The organism is Pseudarthrobacter sp. NamE5 (assembly GCF_005796225.1).
In the GTDB taxonomy this organism is placed as follows: domain Bacteria; phylum Actinomycetota; class Actinomycetes; order Actinomycetales; family Micrococcaceae; genus Arthrobacter.
Genome location: NZ_VAHO01000013.1, coordinates 34,640 through 54,134, shown reverse-complemented (window position 1 = coordinate 54,134; position 19,495 = coordinate 34,640). Strand labels below are relative to the sequence as shown.

Sequence of the window (19,495 nt, the reverse complement as noted above, 5' to 3'; positions counted from 1 at the left end):
GGTCAAGAATCCTTTCTTGTCGCGGCCAAGGCGAGGTTTGGCCGAGTGGTACTCAGATATTCGCAGGTATAGCCAACCTTATCCGCGAAGTCCTCGGCGCGACTCAACCCATAGCCTTGGCTGTCCGCTTCATGGAGGCGCGCATGAAGCCTCCTGCCTTGGGACAATTCGACTGCCAGTTCAGCAAGATACGTCCCGTAACCATTCCTCCTACTCTGTGGGGGTACCCACAGCTCATCAATAAGTGACTTGCCTTCGGAAAAGTTGTGAATGAGGTGCAGGCGGCCGCACAGTTCGTTTCCAACTCTTAATTCTACGATTTCGAAGGGGCGGTTGTGGAAATCAAATAATTGACGTCGGGCTACCGAATGCTCAGTGTTGTTGAGGGTCACTATTTTCGCGCGAATGGCATTCTCTGTGAACCACAAATCACGTAGATCCGAGAGATAGAACTGCCCTGGTCGGCCTTGCTGCCAGGTGTAGGCCTTCCATGCATTGTCCAACTTGAGTGACGGGCCGAAAATGGCAGGGCGGACTGCCAAAATGAGGTCGACGTGCTTCTCGAAGTAAGACCGCGATAAGTATCCAAACCCATTGTCGCCCCACCGACTCCCCCACGAACCTACGAAGACAAGAGAGTCGCCTTCGAAGCCAGCCATTTGCACAGCGTGGCGACCCCGGTACGGCTCACTCTCCTCGGGCAAAGGAATTTCTCCGGTGACGCTATAGAAGCTCTCGTCGAAGAGGTGGACCCCGAGGGTAACGGAGTAGATTTGGTGCGGTTCTATATCTCCTTCGAGGGTCAGCTCTGTAACTAACTGGTCAAGCTCAAGGAGTTCCTCCCAGCCAGATAAATGCTCATACGACCAGTCGAGTCCGTCAGGTCTTGATGCCACTGCGCGACAAACATGCAGTGGAAAGGTCCATTCTCCTGAGGGGGTGTCACCAAGGGCTCTAGCTTCACGCCACAGTTCACGGGCAACGTTTTCCTCGATCATTGCCGCCCCGTTTCCGCTCTAAGGTGGTAGACGCATAGATCTTACCTCGGGTGCCTCCGGCAGCTTGGCCGGTTCCGCTAGTAATCGGCATGCGGCATACTAGCGGTACAGCAGGGCTGACACTAGGGCAGTAGCCGCAATGTCAGCCCATCGAAGCCATTGCTTGGCAACCAGAGCCCGTAACGGTTCCTTGATTGGCCGACTGTGAATCTTTGCGCTTCACGTGCCGGAGTAACGTATGACCTCGTTAGGAGCCGATAGCCTGCCCCTCGCATCCCCGTCGTAGTACACGGACACACAGCGCAACGTTCCGGCCCCCACCCGTAACCTGTTTAGATGCCTCGTTTTGCGCTTGATATTGAGTCCGTGCCCCGCCCCGTGCGTTCACAGGAGCTGCTGGATGCTGTGAATCACCGGGTCGTCATTGCCGACGGCGCGATGGGCACCATGCTGCAGGGCCGGGACCTCTCGCTCGAGGAGGACTTCCAGGGACTCGAAGGCTGCAACGAGATCCTCAATGACACCCGGCCGGATGTCCTCGCGGACATCCATGACGCGTACTTCGCCACGGGCATCGATGCGGTGGAAACCAACACCTTCGGCGCCAACTGGTCCAACCTCTCCGACTACGGCATCGACGACCGCATCGCAGAACTCGCCCTCAAGGGCGCCAAGATCGCCCGCGAACGCGCCGAAGCGGCAGAAGCAACCGACGGCCGCATGCGCTGGGTCCTCGGCTCCATGGGCCCCGGCACCAAGCTCCCCAGCCTCGGCCACACCAGCTACGACTACCTCAAGCAGACCTTCGCCCTGCAGGCCGAGGGCCTCATCGACGGCGGCGCGGACGCCTTCCTCATCGAAACCAGCCAGGACCTCCTGCAAACCAAAGCCGCGGTCAACGGCTGCAAGCAGGCCATCGTCACGCGCGGCGTCCGGCTCCCCATCTTTGTAGAGGTCACCGTCGAAACCACGGGAACCATGCTCATGGGCTCCGAGATCGGCGCCGCGCTCACCGCACTCGAGCCGCTCGGCGTCGACGCCATCGGCCTGAACTGCGCCACCGGCCCGGACGAGATGAGCGAGCACCTGCGCCACCTCTCCAAGCAGTCCTCCGTGGCCATCGCCTGCATGCCCAACGCCGGCCTGCCCATCCTCGGCGCCAACGGCGCGCACTACCCGCTCACCCCCACCGAACTCGCCACCGCGCACGAGCAGTTCGTGCGCGAATTCGGCCTGGGCCTCGTGGGCGGCTGCTGCGGTACGACGCCGGAGCACATGGCCGCCGTCGTTGAACGCCTTGCGCCCTTCCGCAACAAGGAGACGAAAGCCAGCAACGGGAACGGCCCCGCCCGCGTCCCCACCGAACGCGAGGCCGGCATCGCCTCCCTCTACCAGCACGTGAACTTCGACCAAGACGCCTCCTACCTCGCCATCGGCGAACGCACCAACGCCAACGGCTCCAAGGCGTTCCGCCAGGCCATGCTCGAAGAGCGCTGGGACGACTGCGTGGACATCGCCCGCGACCAGATCCGCGTCGGCGCCCACCTGCTGGACGTCTGCGTCGACTACGTGGGGCGCGACGGCGTCGCGGACATCAAGGAGGTCGTCTCGCGTTTCGCGTCGGCCTCCACCCTCCCGCTCGTCATCGACTCCACCGAACCTCCCGTCCTGCAGGCCGGCCTCGAACACATCGGCGGCCGCCCGGTGGTCAACTCCGTCAACTACGAGGACGGCGATGGCCCCAACAGCCGCTTCGCGCGCATCATGCCGCTCGTGAAGGAACACGGCACCGCCGTAATCGCACTTACCATCGACGAACAGGGCCAGGCCCGCACCACCGAAGGCAAAGTTGCCATCGCCTCGCGCCTCGTCGACGCCCTGGTGGGCGAATGGGGCATGCGCGTCGAGGACATCATCGTCGACGCCCTGACCTTCCCCGTCGCCACCGGCCAGGAAGAAACCCGCCGGGACGGCATCGAAACCATCGAAGCCATCCGCCAGATCACCACCAAGTACCCCGGCATCAACACCACCCTCGGCGTCTCCAACGTGTCCTTCGGCCTCAATCCGGCCGCGCGCATCGTCCTGAACTCCGTGTTCCTGCACGAGGCCGTCCAGGCGGGCCTGACCAGCGGTATCATCGACGCCGCCAAGATCGTGCCGCTCGCCTCCCTGCCGGAGGAACAGCGCAAGGTGGCCCTGGACCTCGTCTGGGACCGCCGCGAATACGATGCCGACGGAAACACCACGTACGATCCGCTCGCCATCATGCTGGACATGTTCGCCGGCGTCGACACTGCAGCGCTCAAGGACCAGCGCGCCGCCGAACTCGCCGCGCTGCCCACGGGCGCGCGCCTGGAGCGGCGCATCATCGACGGCGAAGGCAAGGGCCTCGAAGAGGACCTCGACCTGGCCCGCAGCGAGGGCATGACCCCGCTCGGGATCATCAACGACCACCTGCTCGAAGGCATGAAGGTCGTAGGCGAGCGATTTGGCGCCGGCGAGATGCAGCTGCCGTTCGTGCTGCAGTCCGCCGAGGTGATGAAGAACGCCGTCGCCCTGCTCGAGCCGCACATGGAGAAATCCGATTCCTCCGGCAAGGGCACCATGGTGATCGCCACCGTACGCGGCGACGTGCACGATATCGGCAAGAACCTGGTAGACATCATCCTCACCAACAACGGCTACAAAGTGGTGAACATCGGCATCAAGCAGGGCATCGCCGAGATCATGGCCGCAGCCGAGGAACACGACGCCGACGTGATCGGCATGTCCGGCCTGCTGGTGAAGTCCACCGTGGTGATGAAGGAGAACCTCGCGGAGCTGCAGTCCCGCGGCCTGGCCAAGAAGTGGCCCGTCATCCTGGGCGGCGCAGCCCTGACCCGCGCCTACGTGGAGCAGGACCTGGCCGAGCAGTTTGACGGCGTGGTCCGTTACGCAAAGGACGCCTTCGAGGGCCTCGCCCTCATGGAGCCGCTGGTCCGCGTTGCGCGCGGCGAGTCGCCGGACGACGTCGGCCTGCCGCCTTTGAAGAAGCGCATCCACAAGGGAGGCGCAAAGTTCACGGTGACCGAGCCGGAAGCCATGCCCGGCCGGTCCGACGTCACCGCCGACAACCCCGTGCCCACGCCGCCGTTCTGGGGCACGCGCATTGTCCGCGGCGTCTCGCTCCACGACTACTCCGCCTTCCTCGATGAGCGCGCCACCTTCATGGGGCAGTGGGGGCTCAAGCCCGGCCGCGGCGAGGACGGCGCCTCCTACGAGGAACTCGTGGAACGTGAGGGCCGGCCGCGCCTGCGCTACTGGCTGGACCGCATCCTCGGTGAGGGCATGCTCGATGCATCCGTCGCCTACGGCTACTTCCCGGTGGTTTCGGAAGGCGAACAGGTGGTGGTGCTGCACCACGGCGAGGATTCCGACGGCGTCCTCGGCACACCGGGCCTGCTCGCCCCGGACGGTGGTTCAGGGGGCCCCATCGGCATCGACCGGCTGCGTTTCGACTTCCCCCGCCAGCGCCGCGACCGGCACCTCTGCCTGGCCGACTTCGTGAAGTCCCGCGAATCCGGACAGATCGACGTCCTGCCGGTCCAGCTGGTTACCGCCGGCTCGAAGATCGAGGAGTTCACCTCGAAGATGTTCGCCGCCAACCAGTACCGCGACTATTACGAGCTGAACGGCCTGGTCATGCAGCTCACCGAGGCACTGGCGGAGTTCTGGCACGCGCGCATCCGCAAGGAGCTGGGCTTCGGGGCCGAGGAGCCGAAGGACACCGCAGGGTATTTCAAGCTGGACTACCGCGGTGCGCGGTTCTCGCTGGGCTACCCCGCGTGCCCGGACATGGAGGACCGCCGCAAGGTGACGGAGCTGCTGAAGCCCGAGCGGATGGGCGTGATCTTGAGCGACGAGCTGATGCTGCACCCCGAGCAGTCCACCGACGCGTTTGTATTCCACCACCCGGAGGCGAAGTACTTCAAGGTGTGAGTTGGGTGTGGTCCTTTGCCTGGGCGGAGCGCGGCTCCCAAGGCGTTGAAGACAAGCATGACGCCGCGCCGGGTACCCAGAACAGGAGCCGACCTATTCGCTACGGCTTGTGCCTGACGGAACGGGCACTGTCCGAGGAGTCAGGTACAACTGAGATACGTGCCGGGAGCGGAACAGCCGGCTCTACCTCCCCACCAGGCAGGATGCGAGCCCCAAAAAGGTCGTGAAAGCTAAATGGCGGGGCGGAGATACTGCTGGCCGCCCAAGACTCTAGTAAGCAGCTACATCACGGGCTGGCCAGGTCCACTGGTGGTTTTCGGCACGGGAACCATCTTGTATGTGAGCCGGCGGAGGAACCTGAGCACTGGGTGCTGCAGCCAGGACAGCGCAGACGCCACTGGCACATCCGGCAAACATGCGGCATTGGACCCATGCAGTGCTTTATCGTCCGGTGTATTGGGTGATGACCTGAATTCCTGATGTGAAGCTGTGTTGTTCTCCTGGGATCAGGGTGATGGCGTTCTCGTGTACGTTGCCGGGCTCAACGCACAGGAATGATTGCCAGTCGTCTTCTCCGAGATCGTGGAGGGAGCCGGCGTCTTGGGCACCTGGATTCCAGAGGACCCGGCTCCTGGCATCAGGCGAGTGCAGGATGATGTCTCTGTTGTTGGCGTCGTCGTGGATGGTGATCGCTTTCGAGCAGGAATACACGCGGTCGATGCCTTGCCCGGTGAAGCCTATGCCTGGTTCCAGGGTGTCGGCGGTGCTGCGGTCCGTGAACGGGGCGTTGTCCAGGCCTGAGATACGGACGCGTCTGATGTCTCCTACCTGGAAGTAGGGGTGAAGTGCTGGTTCGTAGATCGCGGGCTGGTCGCCGAGGTGGGTCACTTGCAGCGTGATGGTCAGGAATTGGCTGAATTTGGCTTGGAACCGGGCCCGGAAGGGGTGCGGCCAGGTGGGCGTGTTTGTGGCCATCCGTTGATAGTCAAGCTCGAATGTCAGCGTGACGTGTTCCGGGTTTTGCTCGACGCCGGTCAGTTGCCACGGAAGCGTCCGGGCGATGCCGTGGCGGGGCGCGGCTGTGCTGCCGAACCAGGGGAGGCAGATGGGGATGCCACCGCGGATGGGATCTGCGTTGCGAAACTGGTTGCGTGAGCCTAGCCAGAGGACGGGGTCGGCACCGTTGGGCGTCCATTGGACGATCTGGGCGCCTTGGAAGAACACCTGTCCGGTTGCGGATGGTCCGGATACGTTGAGGGATTGAAGCTGTTGGTGCTCGTCCAGCGCTTTGGTCTGTACGTCGATCACGATTGTTCGATCCCTTCGGCCCAGACGGCGAGTACGTTGTATTCCTGGTCGAGCAGGACAAGGTCTGCTGTTTTCCCGGTACTGAGGCTTCCCAGGTCTTGGCGGCCGACAAGGTGAGCGGGTGTGGCGGTCAGTGCTGTGATGGCGTCGTGGGGGTGGAGGTTGAGCAGGGTGACTGCGTTTCTGAATGCGGTGTCTTGGGTGAGGGTGGAGCCGGCAATCGTGTTGATTCCTGTCAGGACGGCACGCCCTGCCTTAACGGTGACGTTCGCGCTGCCTAGGCGGTAGTGCCCGTCTTTCGCCCCTGTCGCGGCCATGGCGTCGGTGACCAGGGCGATGCGGCCCGGGGCGGCGTCGAAGGCCATTTTTGCTACGGCGGGGTCTACGTGGACGCCGTCAAGAATAATTTCCAGGGATGCGGCCGGGTCGCCGAATGCGGCGACGACGGGGCCGGGTGCACGGTGATGGATTCCGGCCATGGCGTTGAAGGCGTGGGTGAGCAGGGTGGCGCCACGGGCGAATGCCTCTTGGGTGAGTGCCATGTCCGCGTCGGTGTGGCCTACTGCCACGGTGACTCCTGCGGCGACGAGTTCTTCGATCGCGTTAAGGGCTCCGGGCAGTTCCGGGGCGATGGTGACTTGGCGGAGGGTTCCACGGGCTGCGTCGAGGAGCCGGCTCACCGCTGCGGGGGTGGGATGTATCAGGTGATCCGGGTTGTGGGCACCGCACCGGGCGGTGGCGAGGAAGGGTCCTTCGAGGTGTGATCCGAGGATCAGGGGGTTGATGTCCACCAGGTCTGCAATGGTGTTCAGGCTGCGGCAGAGCTCATCGAGAGGGGCGCTGACAAGGCTGAGAACGGAACGGGTGGTGCCGTGTGCCCGGTGGACCGCCAGCGCGTCCAGGATGTGGTGTGGTTTTGCGTCGAAGGACGCTCCGCCGGCTCCGTGACAGTGCAGGTCGATGAACCCTGGCACCAGAATCCCGCCGCTGCCGTCGACGACTTCCCGGGCGGCATAGGTGTGCCAGCTGGTTCCCGAGCCGGTTGCGATAATCGTGCGGTCCTGGATTGCCACCCATCCGTTCTCTACCGCGCCGTTTGTATCCAGGAGGCGTGCGCTGTGCATGATGAGGTCGCAGAGAACACCCTGCCCCTGCCGGGCCGTTGCTTTTTGGGTGAGGTTTTCCGAGAGCATGGGGTTACCGCTGCCAGAGGGGCAGGTTCTCTGCCACGTACTTGTAGTAGGCGGCGCCTTGAAGTTCTGAGGCGGCCTCTTCGTCCAAAATTACCGTGGCCTGGGGGTGCATTTGCAGCACCGAGCCAGGACACATGACGCTGACCGGGCCTTCAATGAGGCCGGCGATGGCCTTTGCCTTTGAGCGGCCCTGGGCGATCAGCACGACTTCCTTCGCGTCCATGATGGTGCCGAGGCCCTGGGTGAGGCAGTGCGTTGGGACTTCGTCCGGGCTGGTGAAGAATCGGGCGTTGTCTTTGCGCGTCTCGGGCGTGAGTGTCTTGATCCTGGTGCGTGAGCTCAGGGATGAGGTTGGCTCGTTGAAGCCGATGTGGCCGGTGGAGCCGATGCCCAGCAGCTGGAGGTCGATTCCGCCGAAGGCGGTGATGCGTTCCTCGTAGCCGGCGCATGCCCCTTCCAGGTCGGTGGCAGTCCCATCCGGCACGTGGACTCGTTCCGGGTCCAGTCCGAGGGGCTTTGTCACTTCACGGTTAATGACTGCGTGGTAGCTCTCGGGGTGGCTGGGGCTGAGGCCCACGTACTCGTCCAGTGCGAAAGCGGACACAGCGGACAGGCCTTCCAGGCGCCGGGCGGCCAGTTCCTTATAGACGGGCAGCGGAGAGGATCCGGTAGCGACGCCGAGGACTTTCATGCGGCCGTGGCTGATGCGGTTTTCGATGATATCTGCGGCGTAGGCGCCGATGTCGGCGGAGGTCTTAAGGATGGCGATTTTCATGGGTGTCCTTGGTGGTTCCTGATGTCGAGTGTCAGCTGCGGGCTTATGTGCTCTTCCAGCGGCCGTGGTGCTTCGGCGGTGACATCTTCAGGGCTCCAGCTGGTGTCTGCGTCCGGGAAACCCGCCGCCCGGAAGCCAAGGATGGCGGCCCCGATTTGTCCCGCCCGTGGTCCCAGTAGTGAGCGCCGCAGTTCCGGCGGGCGGCGCCAGCCCAAGAGCAATGACATGTTTTGTCCGAGTGGGTGCAGGAGTGTGTCGCCGGCTTCGGACAGTCCGCCGCCGATGATGATCGTTCTGGGGTCGGTGAGCAGGGTGACGGTGGCCAGCGCCAGGGCAAGGGCCTGAATTCCTTCGTCCCAGATGCTTGCACCGGCCTCACCTGCCCGGCCGGAGGCGATGTCTGCCGCGGTCGTGGCAGGATCTCCTCCATGGCGGCGGTATCTGCGGACGAGGCCCGCGCCGGAAAAGTAGGCTTCGAGGCAGCCGCGCTGGCTGCAGGTGCATGTTTCGCCGCCGGGGATGACGGGGATATGGCCCAGTTCTCCGGCGGAGTGGGTGGCTCCTTTGACGACGGTGCCGTCGGTGATGACTGCTGCCCCGACTCCGGTGCCGATGGCGACAAAGACAGAATCTTGGCCTGGAGACGCTGGCAGGAGGCGGGCTTCTGCCAGCCCGGCGGCGCGCGCATCGTGGCCGATGAGAACGGGAAGACCGAATTCTGCGGACAGCAGGTCCGCGACGGGCATGGTGGTCCAGCCCAGGGATGAGGCATATTCGACAATCCCAGTGTCGGAGTTCACCAACCCAGGAGTTCCGATGCCGATGCCAACGGGATGCAGCCCGCGCTGGAGTGATTCGGCCTTCAATGCCCGGAGGATCTCCAGTGCCCGGTGCATAACACCTTTACCGGGGCGGCCCGTGGGGACGGTCTGCGTGATGAGGGTGCGGCCGGTGATATCCACGGCCGCGCCCTTGAGCGTCGTTCCGCCGATGTCCAGGGCAAGGGCCACCTGCCGTGAAGGCGCATGGCTCTTCCATGGTGTTGTTGCTGTGCTCATGATCGGGTCCTGGCTACAGTTCCGCGGCGAGGATTTTTCCCGTACTGGGGGTACCCAGTTCAGGTTCGGCACGAAGCTCAACCTGCGTGCCATGCTTGACCAGGTCCAGGATGTGCATGCGGTTGGTCCCGGCGTGCAGGAGGGGAGCGGGTATATAGAGGGTGACCTGTGGCCCGGCCTCCTGGTAGCGGCCCAGGAGGAATCCGTTGACCCAGACAAAGCCTTGACCGAAGCCCGGGAATGCCAGGTAGGCATCGGCAGGCGCGTCGATGTCCAGGGTTGCGGAAGCGAGGGGTTCGAGTTTGTCTGCTCCCCATCCGGGCAGCGGAATCGGAGTCTGAGTCCAGTTGAAGGTGCGCCGCTGGTTGACGAGCACGCCGTGCAGGATTCCTTTGCCCTGGCCGATCAGCGGGCCGTAATTGATCCTGCCCCGGTTCTCGACCAGGATCTCCAGCTGCACCGGGGTCCCGGTCCCGGTGAGCATGAGCCCGTCGGCGCCATTGTGGTCATCAAGGATTCCGGCGAACGTGCCGTCCACCCAGATGTAGGCACGGTCTGCCAGGCCCAGGATCCGCAGCGGGGTTTCCTCCGGCTGGTCATCCCTTCCCGGGAGGACTGGATGCGCAGAATACAGAACCATCCCGGCGTCCAGCCCCAGCTGCTCAAAGGTCAGTGGAAGGACGCTGCTGACGGAACGGCCGGCTTCGCGCAGGAGTGGAAGCAGGGGTTTGCCCGCGGCGACGGGCAGGGACTGCGCCGGAAGTACCGGCGCCGGTTCCAGGAGGGCGGGCGGGAGCGGGGGTGGATCGGTGATTCCCTGGGCGCGGAAAAACTCGGCCCGCAGCGCGTGGTACTTGTCGGTGAGGGTGCCGTTCTCGGCGATGGGGGCGTCCGAGTCGTAGCTGGTGGTGGTGGGCTGGAGTTTGCTGCCGTCGTGGTTCGCGCCGGAAGACAGTCCGAAGTTGGTGCCGCCGTGGGCCATGTACAGGCAGATGGAGCCGTCGAGGTCCAGGATTTTGCGGACCTCGACGCAGGTTTCGGTGACATCGCGGACGTGATGGTTTTCCTCGCCCCAGTGGTCGAACCAGCCTCCCCAGAATTCCACGTTGAAGAAGGGTTCCCCAGGGCGGCGGCGTTGCCAGGTTTCCACTGCTTCATCTCCACGGGAGCCCAGGGTGGCGGCCGCCCAGGTGCCTTCCAGGGCGCCGCCGTCCAGGAAGTAGTCGGTTCCGCCGTCGGCGGTGAACAGCAGTTCGGTGATGCCGCGCTGTTCAAGTGCCTGCCTGTTCCAGCGCAGGTAGTCCTTGTCGTCGCCGTAGCTGCCGTATTCGTTCTCGATCTGTACGGCGACGACGGGGCCACCGTGCGCGGCCTGCCGCGGCACGATGATGGGCAACAGTTGGTCGAACCAGGTTTCGATGGCGCCGGTGAAGACGGGGTCCATGCACCGCAGCCCGATGCCGGGCAGGCGCGTGAGCCAGGCCGGCAGCCCGCCGTTGTCCCACTCAGCGCAAATGAAGGGACCAGGACGGACGATGACATCGAGGCCAATGTCGGCTGCGGTGTCGATGAAGGCACCCAGGTCCTGCCAGCCACTGAAGTCTGGTGCACGGTCCTGCCGCGGCTGGTGGAAGTTCCATGCCACGTAGGTGTCCACGGTGTTGGCACCCATCGCCTGGAGTTTGAGCAGCCGGTCCCGCCACTGATCGGGGTGGACCCGGAAGTAGTGGATGGCTCCAGCGAGAATCCGGTGGGGCTGATGGGACCGGAAAAGCTGGGAGTTTTGGTAGCTCAGGATGGGCTCGGGCAACGAAATTTCCTTACGACTGCAGGACGCGCTGACTGCGCGTTGATTCTTGGGCGTGGTTTGCCTCAGGCGGTGTGGGAGAGGACTTCTGCTTTGACCTGGTTCAGGAGGGGCCTGCCTGCGATGAACCGGGTGACTTCGCGGTAGGCGGCTTCCCCGAGCCTGTGCAGCTCGTTGCCCTGAGACCCGGCGATGTGCGGGGTGAGCACCAGGTTAGGGGCGTCGAAGAGGGGGGCATCCTCCGGCAGCGGATCGGGGTCGGTGACGTCGATGACGGCGTGCAGCCGGCCGGTCTCGAGCTCGGCTGTCAGTGCTGCGGTGTCCACAAGGGATCCCCGGGCGGTGTTGATCAGCGTGGCGCCATCGCGCATGAGGGACAGCGCGTCTTTGTCGATTATGTGGAAGGTTTCGGGGACCTCGGGTGCGTGCAGGGTGACGACGTCGCAGGTTTGCAGCAGGTGTTCCAGGCTTGCGGGGCGTGCATCGAGGATGCCGTGCTGCACGAACGGGTCGTAGAAGACGACGTCGATGTCAAAGGGTGCGAGCAGGTCGATCACTCTTCGGCCGATGCGGGAGGCGCCGACGATGCCGACTTTGAGGCCGTGGTTGCCCCAGCGCGCAGGCTCCACCTCGAAGGGGCGGTATTTTCGGCTCTCCGTATATCTCCGGGCCAGTTCCAGGACGCGCTTGCCGGAGAGGAGGATCATGGCCAGCGTGTATTCGGCCACCGGCAGGGCGTTGGTATCCGCGCCTGAGGTGACCGTGATGCCGCGGTTGAACACCTCGTCGGTGGCGAACTCCTTGACCGAGCCTGCTGTGTAGATGACGGCTTTGAGGTGGGGCATCCGGTTCAGGATGTCTTCGTCGAGCTGGGGGCAGCCCCAGCAGCCGATGATGAGTTCGATGTCCTGCAGGGGGTAGTTCGCTGCGTTGGCTTTGGTGAGCAGGTCCGGTTGCAGGTCCACCACGGTTTTGAGGTCTTCGAACACCGATGGCGTGAAGAGTCTATTCGGGAGGTCGTTTTCCATGGCGAGCGCTGCTTTGGGCCGCCGCGCCTGGGGCAGGTGCTGGTCCGTTGCTATTTGAGGGCTCCTGATCCGATGCCGGCTTTCCAGAACCTCTGCAGGGAGATGAAGAGGATGATGACCGGGATGATGGTGACGAGTGCACCGGTGACGACGAGTTGGGCGTATTCGGGATCGGCCAGTGTCCTGCCGTGCCAGGAGTAGATGCCCAGCGCTGCGGGGAACAGGTTGGTGTCGCTGAGCATGACCAGGGGGAGGAAGAAGTTGTTCCAGATGGCGCTGAAGGTCATGAGGAACAGGGTGACGATTCCGGGCTTCATCAGGGGCGCTGCGATGGTGAGGAAGGCCCGGAATTCACCGGCGCCGTCCAGTCGTGCGGCCTCGATGATTTCCTTGGGTACGTAGCTGGCGCTGAACATGCGGGCCAGGTAGACGCCGAAGGGGCTGGCGATCTGGGGCAGGAAGACTCCCCAGAAGTTGTTGACCAGGCCGAGGTTGGAGGCGAGCAGGTACAGCGGCATGGTGGTCACCGCTGCGGGCACGAGGACCCCGACCAGGACGAAACCGAACCAGCGTTCCTTGCCGGGGAAGTCGAATTTGTCAAAGGCGTGGCCGGCCAGGAAGGAGACGGCGACGGAGGCGCAGGCGCCGAGGCCGGCGTAGGCGGCGGTGTTGGCCATCCAGCGCAGGAAGGTCCCGTTTTCCCAGGTGAACAGCTGGATGAGGTTTTCGATGAGGTTGAACTCGGCGAAGGAGAACCCGGAGGTGCCGTAGAGGTCTGAGGTGTTCTTGGTGGATGCGACGATGAGCCAGGTCAGCGGCAGCAGGGTGTAGAGGCAGAACAGGCCCAGCATGATGTTTACGGCGAGTTTGGAGGACCAGCCGCTCCTGGTCTGGCGCCTTTTGGGCGCCCCTGCCGGGGGCAGGGGTGCGGGCAGGGCAGGGGTTCCGGTCGTTGCCGGTTGAGTGGTGAGGGGGCTCATGATTCCACCTTTGATCCGAATTTGGTGACGCCCCAGGACAGTGCTCCGATGAAGACGGCAAAGATCAGGGCTGTTGCTGCCGCGTAGCCGAAGTCGTGCTTGTCGAAAGCGGTTTGGTAGATGAACATGTTCGGGGTCCACGTGCTGTCGATGGATGTTGCGCGGCTCTTCAGGAGCAGTGGTTCGGCGAAGAGCTGCATGGCGCCCACGACGGTGAACAGGGTCGCGACGCTCACGGCGCCCATGATCATGCGGGCTTTGATGGCGAAGGCTGTGCGGATGGGTCCGGCGCCGTCAACGGTGGCGGCCTCGAGGACTTCCTGCGGTACGGCCTGCAGGGCAGCGTAGAAGAGGATGACGTTGTAGCCGGTGTGCAGCCAGATGGTGATGTTGGACAGGGAGAGCAGGGCGGCCAGGTGGCTACCCATGTCCCAGCCGGCGCCGGTGCTTTCGAAAACGTCTACCAGTGGGCTCACGCCGGGGGTGTAGAGGTAGACCCAGATGACGGCGGCGATCAGGCCGGGGACGATGTTCGGCATGTAGAACGCCAGGCGGAAGAAGGATTTTGCGCGTGCGGCGGCAGAGTCCAGCAGAAGCGCAACGACCAGGGACAGGCCGATCATGACGGGAATGTAAAAGAGGCAGTAAACGGCAATGTTCACAAAGCCTGCCAGGAAGGCCTGGTCCTGGAGGGCCCGGGCGTAGTTGGCCAGCCCGCTGAAGACCCGCGCTGTCCCGCCCAGTCCCAGTCCGCTGGATTTTTGGGTGAAGAGGCTGAGGAAGCCGGAGTAGACGATTGGTGCGATGGTGAACGCCAGGAACAGCACGAAAAACGGAGCCAGGAACAAGAAAGCGTGTTTGCCTGACCGGCGGCGTGAACGGCGTATGACGGTGGAGCGGGCCGTTGTGGTGGCGCCTGTCATGACTTTTCCCTTCGAATGGGTGGCACTGGGTTGGGCCTTGGCCAGCCCGCCGCCTGGGGAAGGCGGCGGGCTGACCAAGGGGTCTTTACTTGACGGAGATTCCGCGGTTCTTCAGCTCTGAGACCGTGGCTTCCTGGGTGGTGGCGAAGATGTCGGTGAGCTTGGTGGTTCCGGCCTTGACCTTTGCGCTTTCATCAGTGAGCTTGGCCAGGGTGGTGGCCGTGCCCGGTCCCCATACCCAGCCTTCGGGTACTGCTGCCAGACCCTCTGCGGCGATGTCGTAGATGTTCTGGCCGCCGAAGAAGTCAGGGGCGAAGGCGGCGGAGGCTGCCTTGCGGGCTTCCTCGTTTACGGGGAAGACGGTGGAAGTGCCGCCGGCGATGCGTGCCTTGATGCCTTCAGGGTTGGTGGTCATCCATTCGATGAACTTCACGCCTGCTTCTGCTTTGGTGCTGTTCTCGGAGATTCCGAAGGTCGAGCCTCCGTAGAGCGCCGAAGCAGGCTCCGCGGTCGGTGCCGGCACCGGGGCGACGCGCCACTTTCCGGCCTGGTCGGCGTAGGTGGACTGCAGGCCCGCGCCGTACCATGAGCCGCTGATGACGGAGAGGAGCTGACCGGCGGCCTGCTTCTGCTGCAGCACCGGGGCGTCCTCGGTCCAGAGGAGTTTGGCGTCAACGAGGTCCTGCTGGACCTTCAGCGCTTCCTTGGTTTCCTCGGTGTCGATGTCCACCTTCCAGGAGTCGCCGTCCAGCGCTCCCCACTTGGCGCCGTTCTGCCAGGCGAGGGCTGCGTACAGGGCTGGGTCGCCCACGGCGCTGGCGCCGATGCGGACGTTCGGATCGGCTGCCGCGACCTTCTCGGCTGCGGCCTTGTATTCGTCCCAGGTCTTCGGCACGGCGATGCCGTACTGCTCGAAGAGGTCGGGGCGGTAGTACATCTGCAGGACGCCTGCGTCCAGCGGGACGGACCAGGTGGATCCGCCGAAGTTCACCAGGGACTGGATGGATTCGGAGAAGTTGTCCTTGACGAGGTCGCCGGCTTCGTTGCTGATGTCCTTCAGGACGCCCTGGCTGGCCATTTCGGCCACGCGCGGGTATTCGACAGTGATGACGTCCGGCGCGTTTCCTGCCTTGACCTGGTTCGTCAGCTGCGGGTAGTTGTCCTTTGAGCTTGCGACTTCGTTGAAGGTCACGTTGACGTCGTCCTGGGCGGCGTTGAATGCGTCAACGACCTGCTTTGAACCCTTCAACCATGACGAGAAGGTGATTTCCACCGTCTCCTGCTCGGTGGGTGCAGGTGCTGCGGTGGTACCCGCTCCTGTTCCCGAGCAGCCGGCGAGGAGTGCTGCTGAGAGCATTCCCGCTGCAATGACGATGCTTGGTTTGCGACTGCGTGGCATGAAGATTAACTCCTAGTAGATGTGGCCCCACTCACAATGCTGAAACACCGCGCGTGTCCAGTCAAGCGCAGATGAACAAAACGATCTGTTTTCCTGGCCAAACGAAAGAAACGAAAAAGTAAAGCGACGGCCGGCCTTCAGTCAGGCCCATTTGAACACGAAAAGAGGCGGGCCGGATCCTTGATCCGGCCCGCCTCTTTTGGGCAAGCAGGTACTGCTGGTCGTCGTTGTTAGGCGGCGATCCGGAGCGTGTCCGAGGTGGACGGTGAGACGGAAGTGGTGCTGTTCCCCTGATAGGTCGCCACCACCGAGTACGTTCCCTTGGGAAGCGGGGGCAGGGTCACCAGCCCCATGCCGTTGCTGTCGACGGTTCCTGTGGCCGTGAACTCTCCGGCAGTGACCACGACGGGGCCACTGAGATTACCACCGGGAGAGGAGACGCTGATGGAGACGTCGTATTCCTGCCAGGAGACACCGGTTTTGCGCTTCACGGTCGCCGTGGTCGTTGTTGCGTAGCGGACCGTTGCCGGGGATGACGCGGCCGGGGTCCGGAGCCCGTCTTCTCCTGTTGCGGTGACAATAGCCCTGATCTCCTGGCCCTGGTCCTCAGCGGCCAGGGTGTAGGCCGCAGTGGTGGCTCCGGGGATGTCCTGGCCATTGCGCTGCCACTGGTAGGAGAAGGTCAGCCCTGTTTCGTTCCAGGTCCCCTGGCTGGCACTGAGGGTCCGTCCGACGTCGGGCTCCCCCGTAAGGGCCGGGGCCGTAAGGTTCTTCGCGGCGCCCGGCTGGTATCCGTCCAGGTTCGCCATATCGATCGTTGCCCCGGACATGGTGACCGATGATCCTTGCGTTGAGGCCGTGGGGATTGAGGTGCCCTTGCCCACGGCCAGGACGATGTCGAACTCGGCGCTGGTGCCTGTCCGGGTGATCCGGAAGGAACCGTCGGTGAAGGAGGCAGTGGCCCCTTCTGCGTTCTGCAGCCATCCCCGGAGCCAGGATTCGCCCTTGTGGAAGGTGAACTGGATGTTCGTGCCGATTGTCTCGAAGTCCACCGTGACGCCGGCTTCGGGGGCCAGTTGCCAAGCCCAGGTGTGGCTGGCGGTGTCGGTGAAGCGGTCTCGGAACGCGAGCAGGGCATCTGCGTCGCCGTGGTCGGTCAGGTCCACTGCAGCTTCGCGGGTGGCTGAGGCCACCTGGAAGTTGCCGCTGCCATCGAGTGAAACGTAGCCGCCGCCCTGGCCCTCGTAAGACCGTGAGGCCAGCGTGCGGCCGTTGCCCTCCGCCTGGCCCGGGTTGTTGTCCACCAGGACCCGGGAGTACTTGTTGGCCGCGGTGACGGACTTTGCCGGCTGGGTGGCCCAGTTTGCATCGTGGCTGATCATGGAGATCCCAAACGTTTCGTCCCCTGCCCAGCCGAGGTGGGAGTGGTTGCGGTTGTTCAGCTGGACCAGGACGTCGTCCGCGTCAACAATGCGGTTGCGGAAGGAGTAGGACCCTGCCTCGTCATCCAGGATTGCCGGGTACACCTTGGCCGGGTCGTAGCCCTCCCCGGCCGGGATCGACTCGGGCCAGTCAATGAGTCCCTGGGTGATGAAGCCGGGGGAGTAGAACGGGCTGGCGGAGCGGTGGCCGTTGACCCTTTCGAAGATCTCAATCATCGGGGTGAGTTCGCCGGGTTTTGCCTGGCCCAGGTACAGCGGCCAGGCAGTGGAGTTGTTCCCAGCGGCAACACCCCACTGGAGGCGGTTGTTGGGCTGGCGCAGGGAAACCGTGTGCAGCAGGAGGTTGGCGGTCTCCGGCGTCATCCATGCCTGCCTAAGGGCGTCAATTCCGACATCCAGGCTGCCGCGGATGCCGGGCATGGACATCATCTGGGTGTAGTCGAGATATTCCAGGCCTTCCTGGAACCAGCCGTGCTCGGTATGGGCGGCTTCCAGGTGCCGGCGGAGCTGGTCCACCAAGGTGCCGATCCGGGTGTTCCGCATGCCGTAGCCGGCATCGCCGCGGACTGCCAGGTGCTGGGCAAGCTCAGCGCCCCGTACGACGCCCACCCAGTTGCTGGCCTTGTCCGGCAGGATGATGTTCGGGTGCTTTGCGAATTCGAAGAAGACCGCCGTGCGTTCGAAGTATTCGACGGCGAAGGCCCGCTGGGCGTCCGTCCAGCCGTTGTAGGCCCAGTCGTACGTGAGCGCCAGCTGCGAAACGGGGTTCGCGGTGTCCAGGTCCTGCTTGGCGGTGAACGGGGTTGCGTTGGCGGAGGCGACGAAGGCGTCGTAGGCCTTGGCGGCGTAGCCGGAGTCGCCGGTGACCTGGTATACGAACGCGGCTTCGCGGGCGTACCGGTCAGTGGACGAGCCGAAGGTGGCCATGCCGCCGTCGACCCTTGCCTTGATGGTCTTCCACGCGTCCTGCGGGGTGCCGGGAGCACTGATGAGGCGGTTGATCTTGGCCAGCACGTCGGTATTCAGGCCGATGCGGGGGTGCGGCAATGCGGCCCGGGAAGCGGTGGCCAGGATGGCGCCGTTGGCATCAACGAGAGCGAAATGGCTTGCTGCATCCTGGGTGGATGTCCCGCCGAAGCGGGTCAGGTCCGTGGCCGCTGCCCGTGTGGAGGCGAGGTTGGCTGCAGTGATGGGTTCGGTGTCCGCGACGGCCGTCAGCGGCAGCGGAGCGTTTCCGGCGGCCCGCCAGCCGAGGTGGGTGCCGGCCGTGTCCGTGGTGACGCTGAGGTAGCTCGTAGCCGTGGTGTCAGCGGCGGGGGAGAGGATCCTGCTTTCGTTGGTGCGGGCCACTTCTGCGCCCGAGGCATCCCGGGCAACCACAACGTACTTGTACTCGGTGGAAGGTAGCCATTCGACGTCGGTGGCCTGCAGGAGGCTGGCCGGGACGGTGCGGATCAGGGTGGACGCGTCAACGGTGAGTGGTGATCCGGCCGGTCCGCGGTGGATGGCGAAGCTTGCCGGTGTTCCTGTGGGGGCAGCAACGGTCCAGTTCAGGCCAACATCACCGGCCTCCGTGGTGGCCGTGGAAAGCCCTGCGGTGACGGTTGAGGGGGAGATCCGGATCTCGTCGATGTCCATGGTTCCCTGGACGGCGTCGTTGAAGGCGTGCAGCCGGATTCTGGTGGCGGCCGCCGGGACCGTGAAGAGGCCCGAAGATTTCTGCCAGCCCGAGGTCGGGGTGTTCCGCCCGATAAAGGTGGAGCCGCCGCCGTCGAGGACGTCGATCCGCAGGCCCACCTTGCCGGTGCCGGAGATGGAGGCGATCCGGCTGAAGAATTCTGCCTGGAACGTACCCCCGCCCTGGGGGAGGGTAACGTCCTGAGTCAGCGCGAGCCGGCTGGAGGGGGTGTCGGTGCTAATGCGCAGCGCGTTGGTCCCCGTGTAGCCGTCCGTTGTGCTGACCGTGCCTGTTCCGGCCGCATTCCAGCGACCCCAGGCGTCCGGGTTGATTCCGGTAAAGGCCTCGAAGCCTCCGTTAGTGGCCAAGTTTGAGGCTTCATCGTAAACGGAGAGGTCGATGTCATCGAGCTGCATTGAGCCCTGCATGCCATCCACCATCGGCTCGACGCGGACCGTGGTGGCCCCTGCCGGGACGTCCAGGTGCGCGGTGACCTGGCGCCACGCGGCGGCGGCATCGGTCCCCAGGAACTGGGTGGGCGTGCCGGGGAAGGTCACACGGACGCCGGCCCTGCCGGTGCCCGTGAGAGTCCCTTTCTTTTGCCAGAACGTCAGGCGGAGCTTCTTGGCCGTTCCGGGCACCGTAGCGTCCTGGACGAGGAAGCCCCGGCTGGTGGTGGTGCCGGTGGCGATCTGGACAGCGCCGCTGCCGTCCCGACCGGGAACCTGGGTGTAGGTGGCCGTGCCGGAGGGCGTCCACGTACCCCATGACGTGGGCCCGGATGGACCGAAGGCCTCGAAGGAGGCGTTGGTGACCAGATTAGGATTGGCAGCCGTGGCGGTTGGACCCGCCAGGGTGGTACTCAGGGCAACAACGGTCAATACCGCTGCCAGTTGCCGCATTCTTCTCAAAGCGGGTTTCATAG

General features: G+C 64.1%; 12 protein-coding genes. 1 reads left to right on the top strand and 11 read right to left on the bottom strand.

The features are described 5' to 3' along the window. Nucleotides 1-2 precede the first annotated feature (2 nt). Nucleotides 3-998, bottom strand: coding sequence for a GNAT family N-acetyltransferase (locus tag FDW84_RS14825; RefSeq protein WP_138610282.1), 996 nt, complete (start codon nucleotides 996-998; stop codon nucleotides 3-5). A gap of 336 nt (nucleotides 999-1,334) precedes the next feature. On the opposite strand from FDW84_RS14825, the gene metH reads away from it, so the two are divergent. Continuing rightward, nucleotides 1,335-4,979, top strand: coding sequence for a methionine synthase (gene metH, locus FDW84_RS14820; protein ID WP_138610281.1), 3,645 nt, complete (start codon nucleotides 1,335-1,337; stop codon nucleotides 4,977-4,979). A gap of 441 nt (nucleotides 4,980-5,420) precedes the next feature. On the opposite strand, the gene FDW84_RS14815 is transcribed toward metH, so the two are convergent. The 10 genes from FDW84_RS14815 to FDW84_RS14770 form a co-directional block, all read right to left on the bottom strand. Beyond that, a complete protein-coding gene (locus FDW84_RS14815; protein ID WP_171046793.1) occupies nucleotides 5,421-6,287 on the bottom strand; it encodes a D-hexose-6-phosphate mutarotase in 867 nt (288 codons plus the stop codon). After that, nucleotides 6,284-7,411, bottom strand: a complete 1,128-nt coding sequence (nagA, locus tag FDW84_RS14810) for an N-acetylglucosamine-6-phosphate deacetylase (RefSeq protein ID WP_371419177.1) — start codon at nucleotides 7,409-7,411, stop codon at nucleotides 6,284-6,286. The genes FDW84_RS14815 and nagA overlap by 4 nt, the downstream gene beginning before the upstream one ends. 73 nt (nucleotides 7,412-7,484) lie before the next feature. After that, complete coding sequence (gene nagB, locus FDW84_RS14805) at nucleotides 7,485-8,255, bottom strand: glucosamine-6-phosphate deaminase (protein ID WP_138610278.1); 771 nt, start codon at nucleotides 8,253-8,255, stop codon at nucleotides 7,485-7,487. Then, the gene (locus FDW84_RS14800; RefSeq protein ID WP_138610277.1) at nucleotides 8,252-9,313 is read right to left on the bottom strand and encodes an ROK family protein; all 1,062 of its coding nucleotides are present in this window, start codon (nucleotides 9,311-9,313) and stop codon (nucleotides 8,252-8,254) included. The genes nagB and FDW84_RS14800 overlap by 4 nt, the downstream gene beginning before the upstream one ends. Nucleotides 9,314-9,326: 13 nt before the next feature. Continuing rightward, nucleotides 9,327-11,123, bottom strand: coding sequence for a glycoside hydrolase family 35 protein (locus FDW84_RS14795; protein ID WP_138610276.1), 1,797 nt, complete (start codon nucleotides 11,121-11,123; stop codon nucleotides 9,327-9,329). A gap of 62 nt (nucleotides 11,124-11,185) precedes the next feature. Next, the gene (locus FDW84_RS14790; protein ID WP_138610275.1) at nucleotides 11,186-12,148 is read right to left on the bottom strand and encodes a hydroxyacid dehydrogenase; all 963 of its coding nucleotides are present in this window, start codon (nucleotides 12,146-12,148) and stop codon (nucleotides 11,186-11,188) included. A 50-nt stretch (nucleotides 12,149-12,198) separates the two neighbouring features. Then, a complete protein-coding gene (locus FDW84_RS14785) occupies nucleotides 12,199-13,128 on the bottom strand; it encodes a carbohydrate ABC transporter permease (protein ID WP_138610274.1) in 930 nt (309 codons plus the stop codon). After that, nucleotides 13,125-14,051, bottom strand: coding sequence for a carbohydrate ABC transporter permease (locus FDW84_RS14780; protein WP_138610273.1), 927 nt, complete (start codon nucleotides 14,049-14,051; stop codon nucleotides 13,125-13,127). Before FDW84_RS14780 ends, FDW84_RS14785 begins: the two co-directional genes overlap by 4 nt. Before the next feature lie 85 nt (nucleotides 14,052-14,136). Further along, nucleotides 14,137-15,450: an ABC transporter substrate-binding protein gene (locus tag FDW84_RS14775; RefSeq protein WP_138610272.1), complete on the bottom strand. Its 1,314-nt coding sequence runs from the start codon at nucleotides 15,448-15,450 to the stop codon at nucleotides 14,137-14,139. 230 nt (nucleotides 15,451-15,680) lie between these two features. Then, nucleotides 15,681-19,493 carry a hypothetical protein gene (locus FDW84_RS14770; RefSeq protein WP_138610271.1) on the bottom strand — a complete coding sequence of 1,271 codons (3,813 nt, stop codon included), beginning with the start codon at nucleotides 19,491-19,493 and terminating at the stop codon, nucleotides 15,681-15,683. Nucleotides 19,494-19,495: the final 2 nt, after the last annotated feature.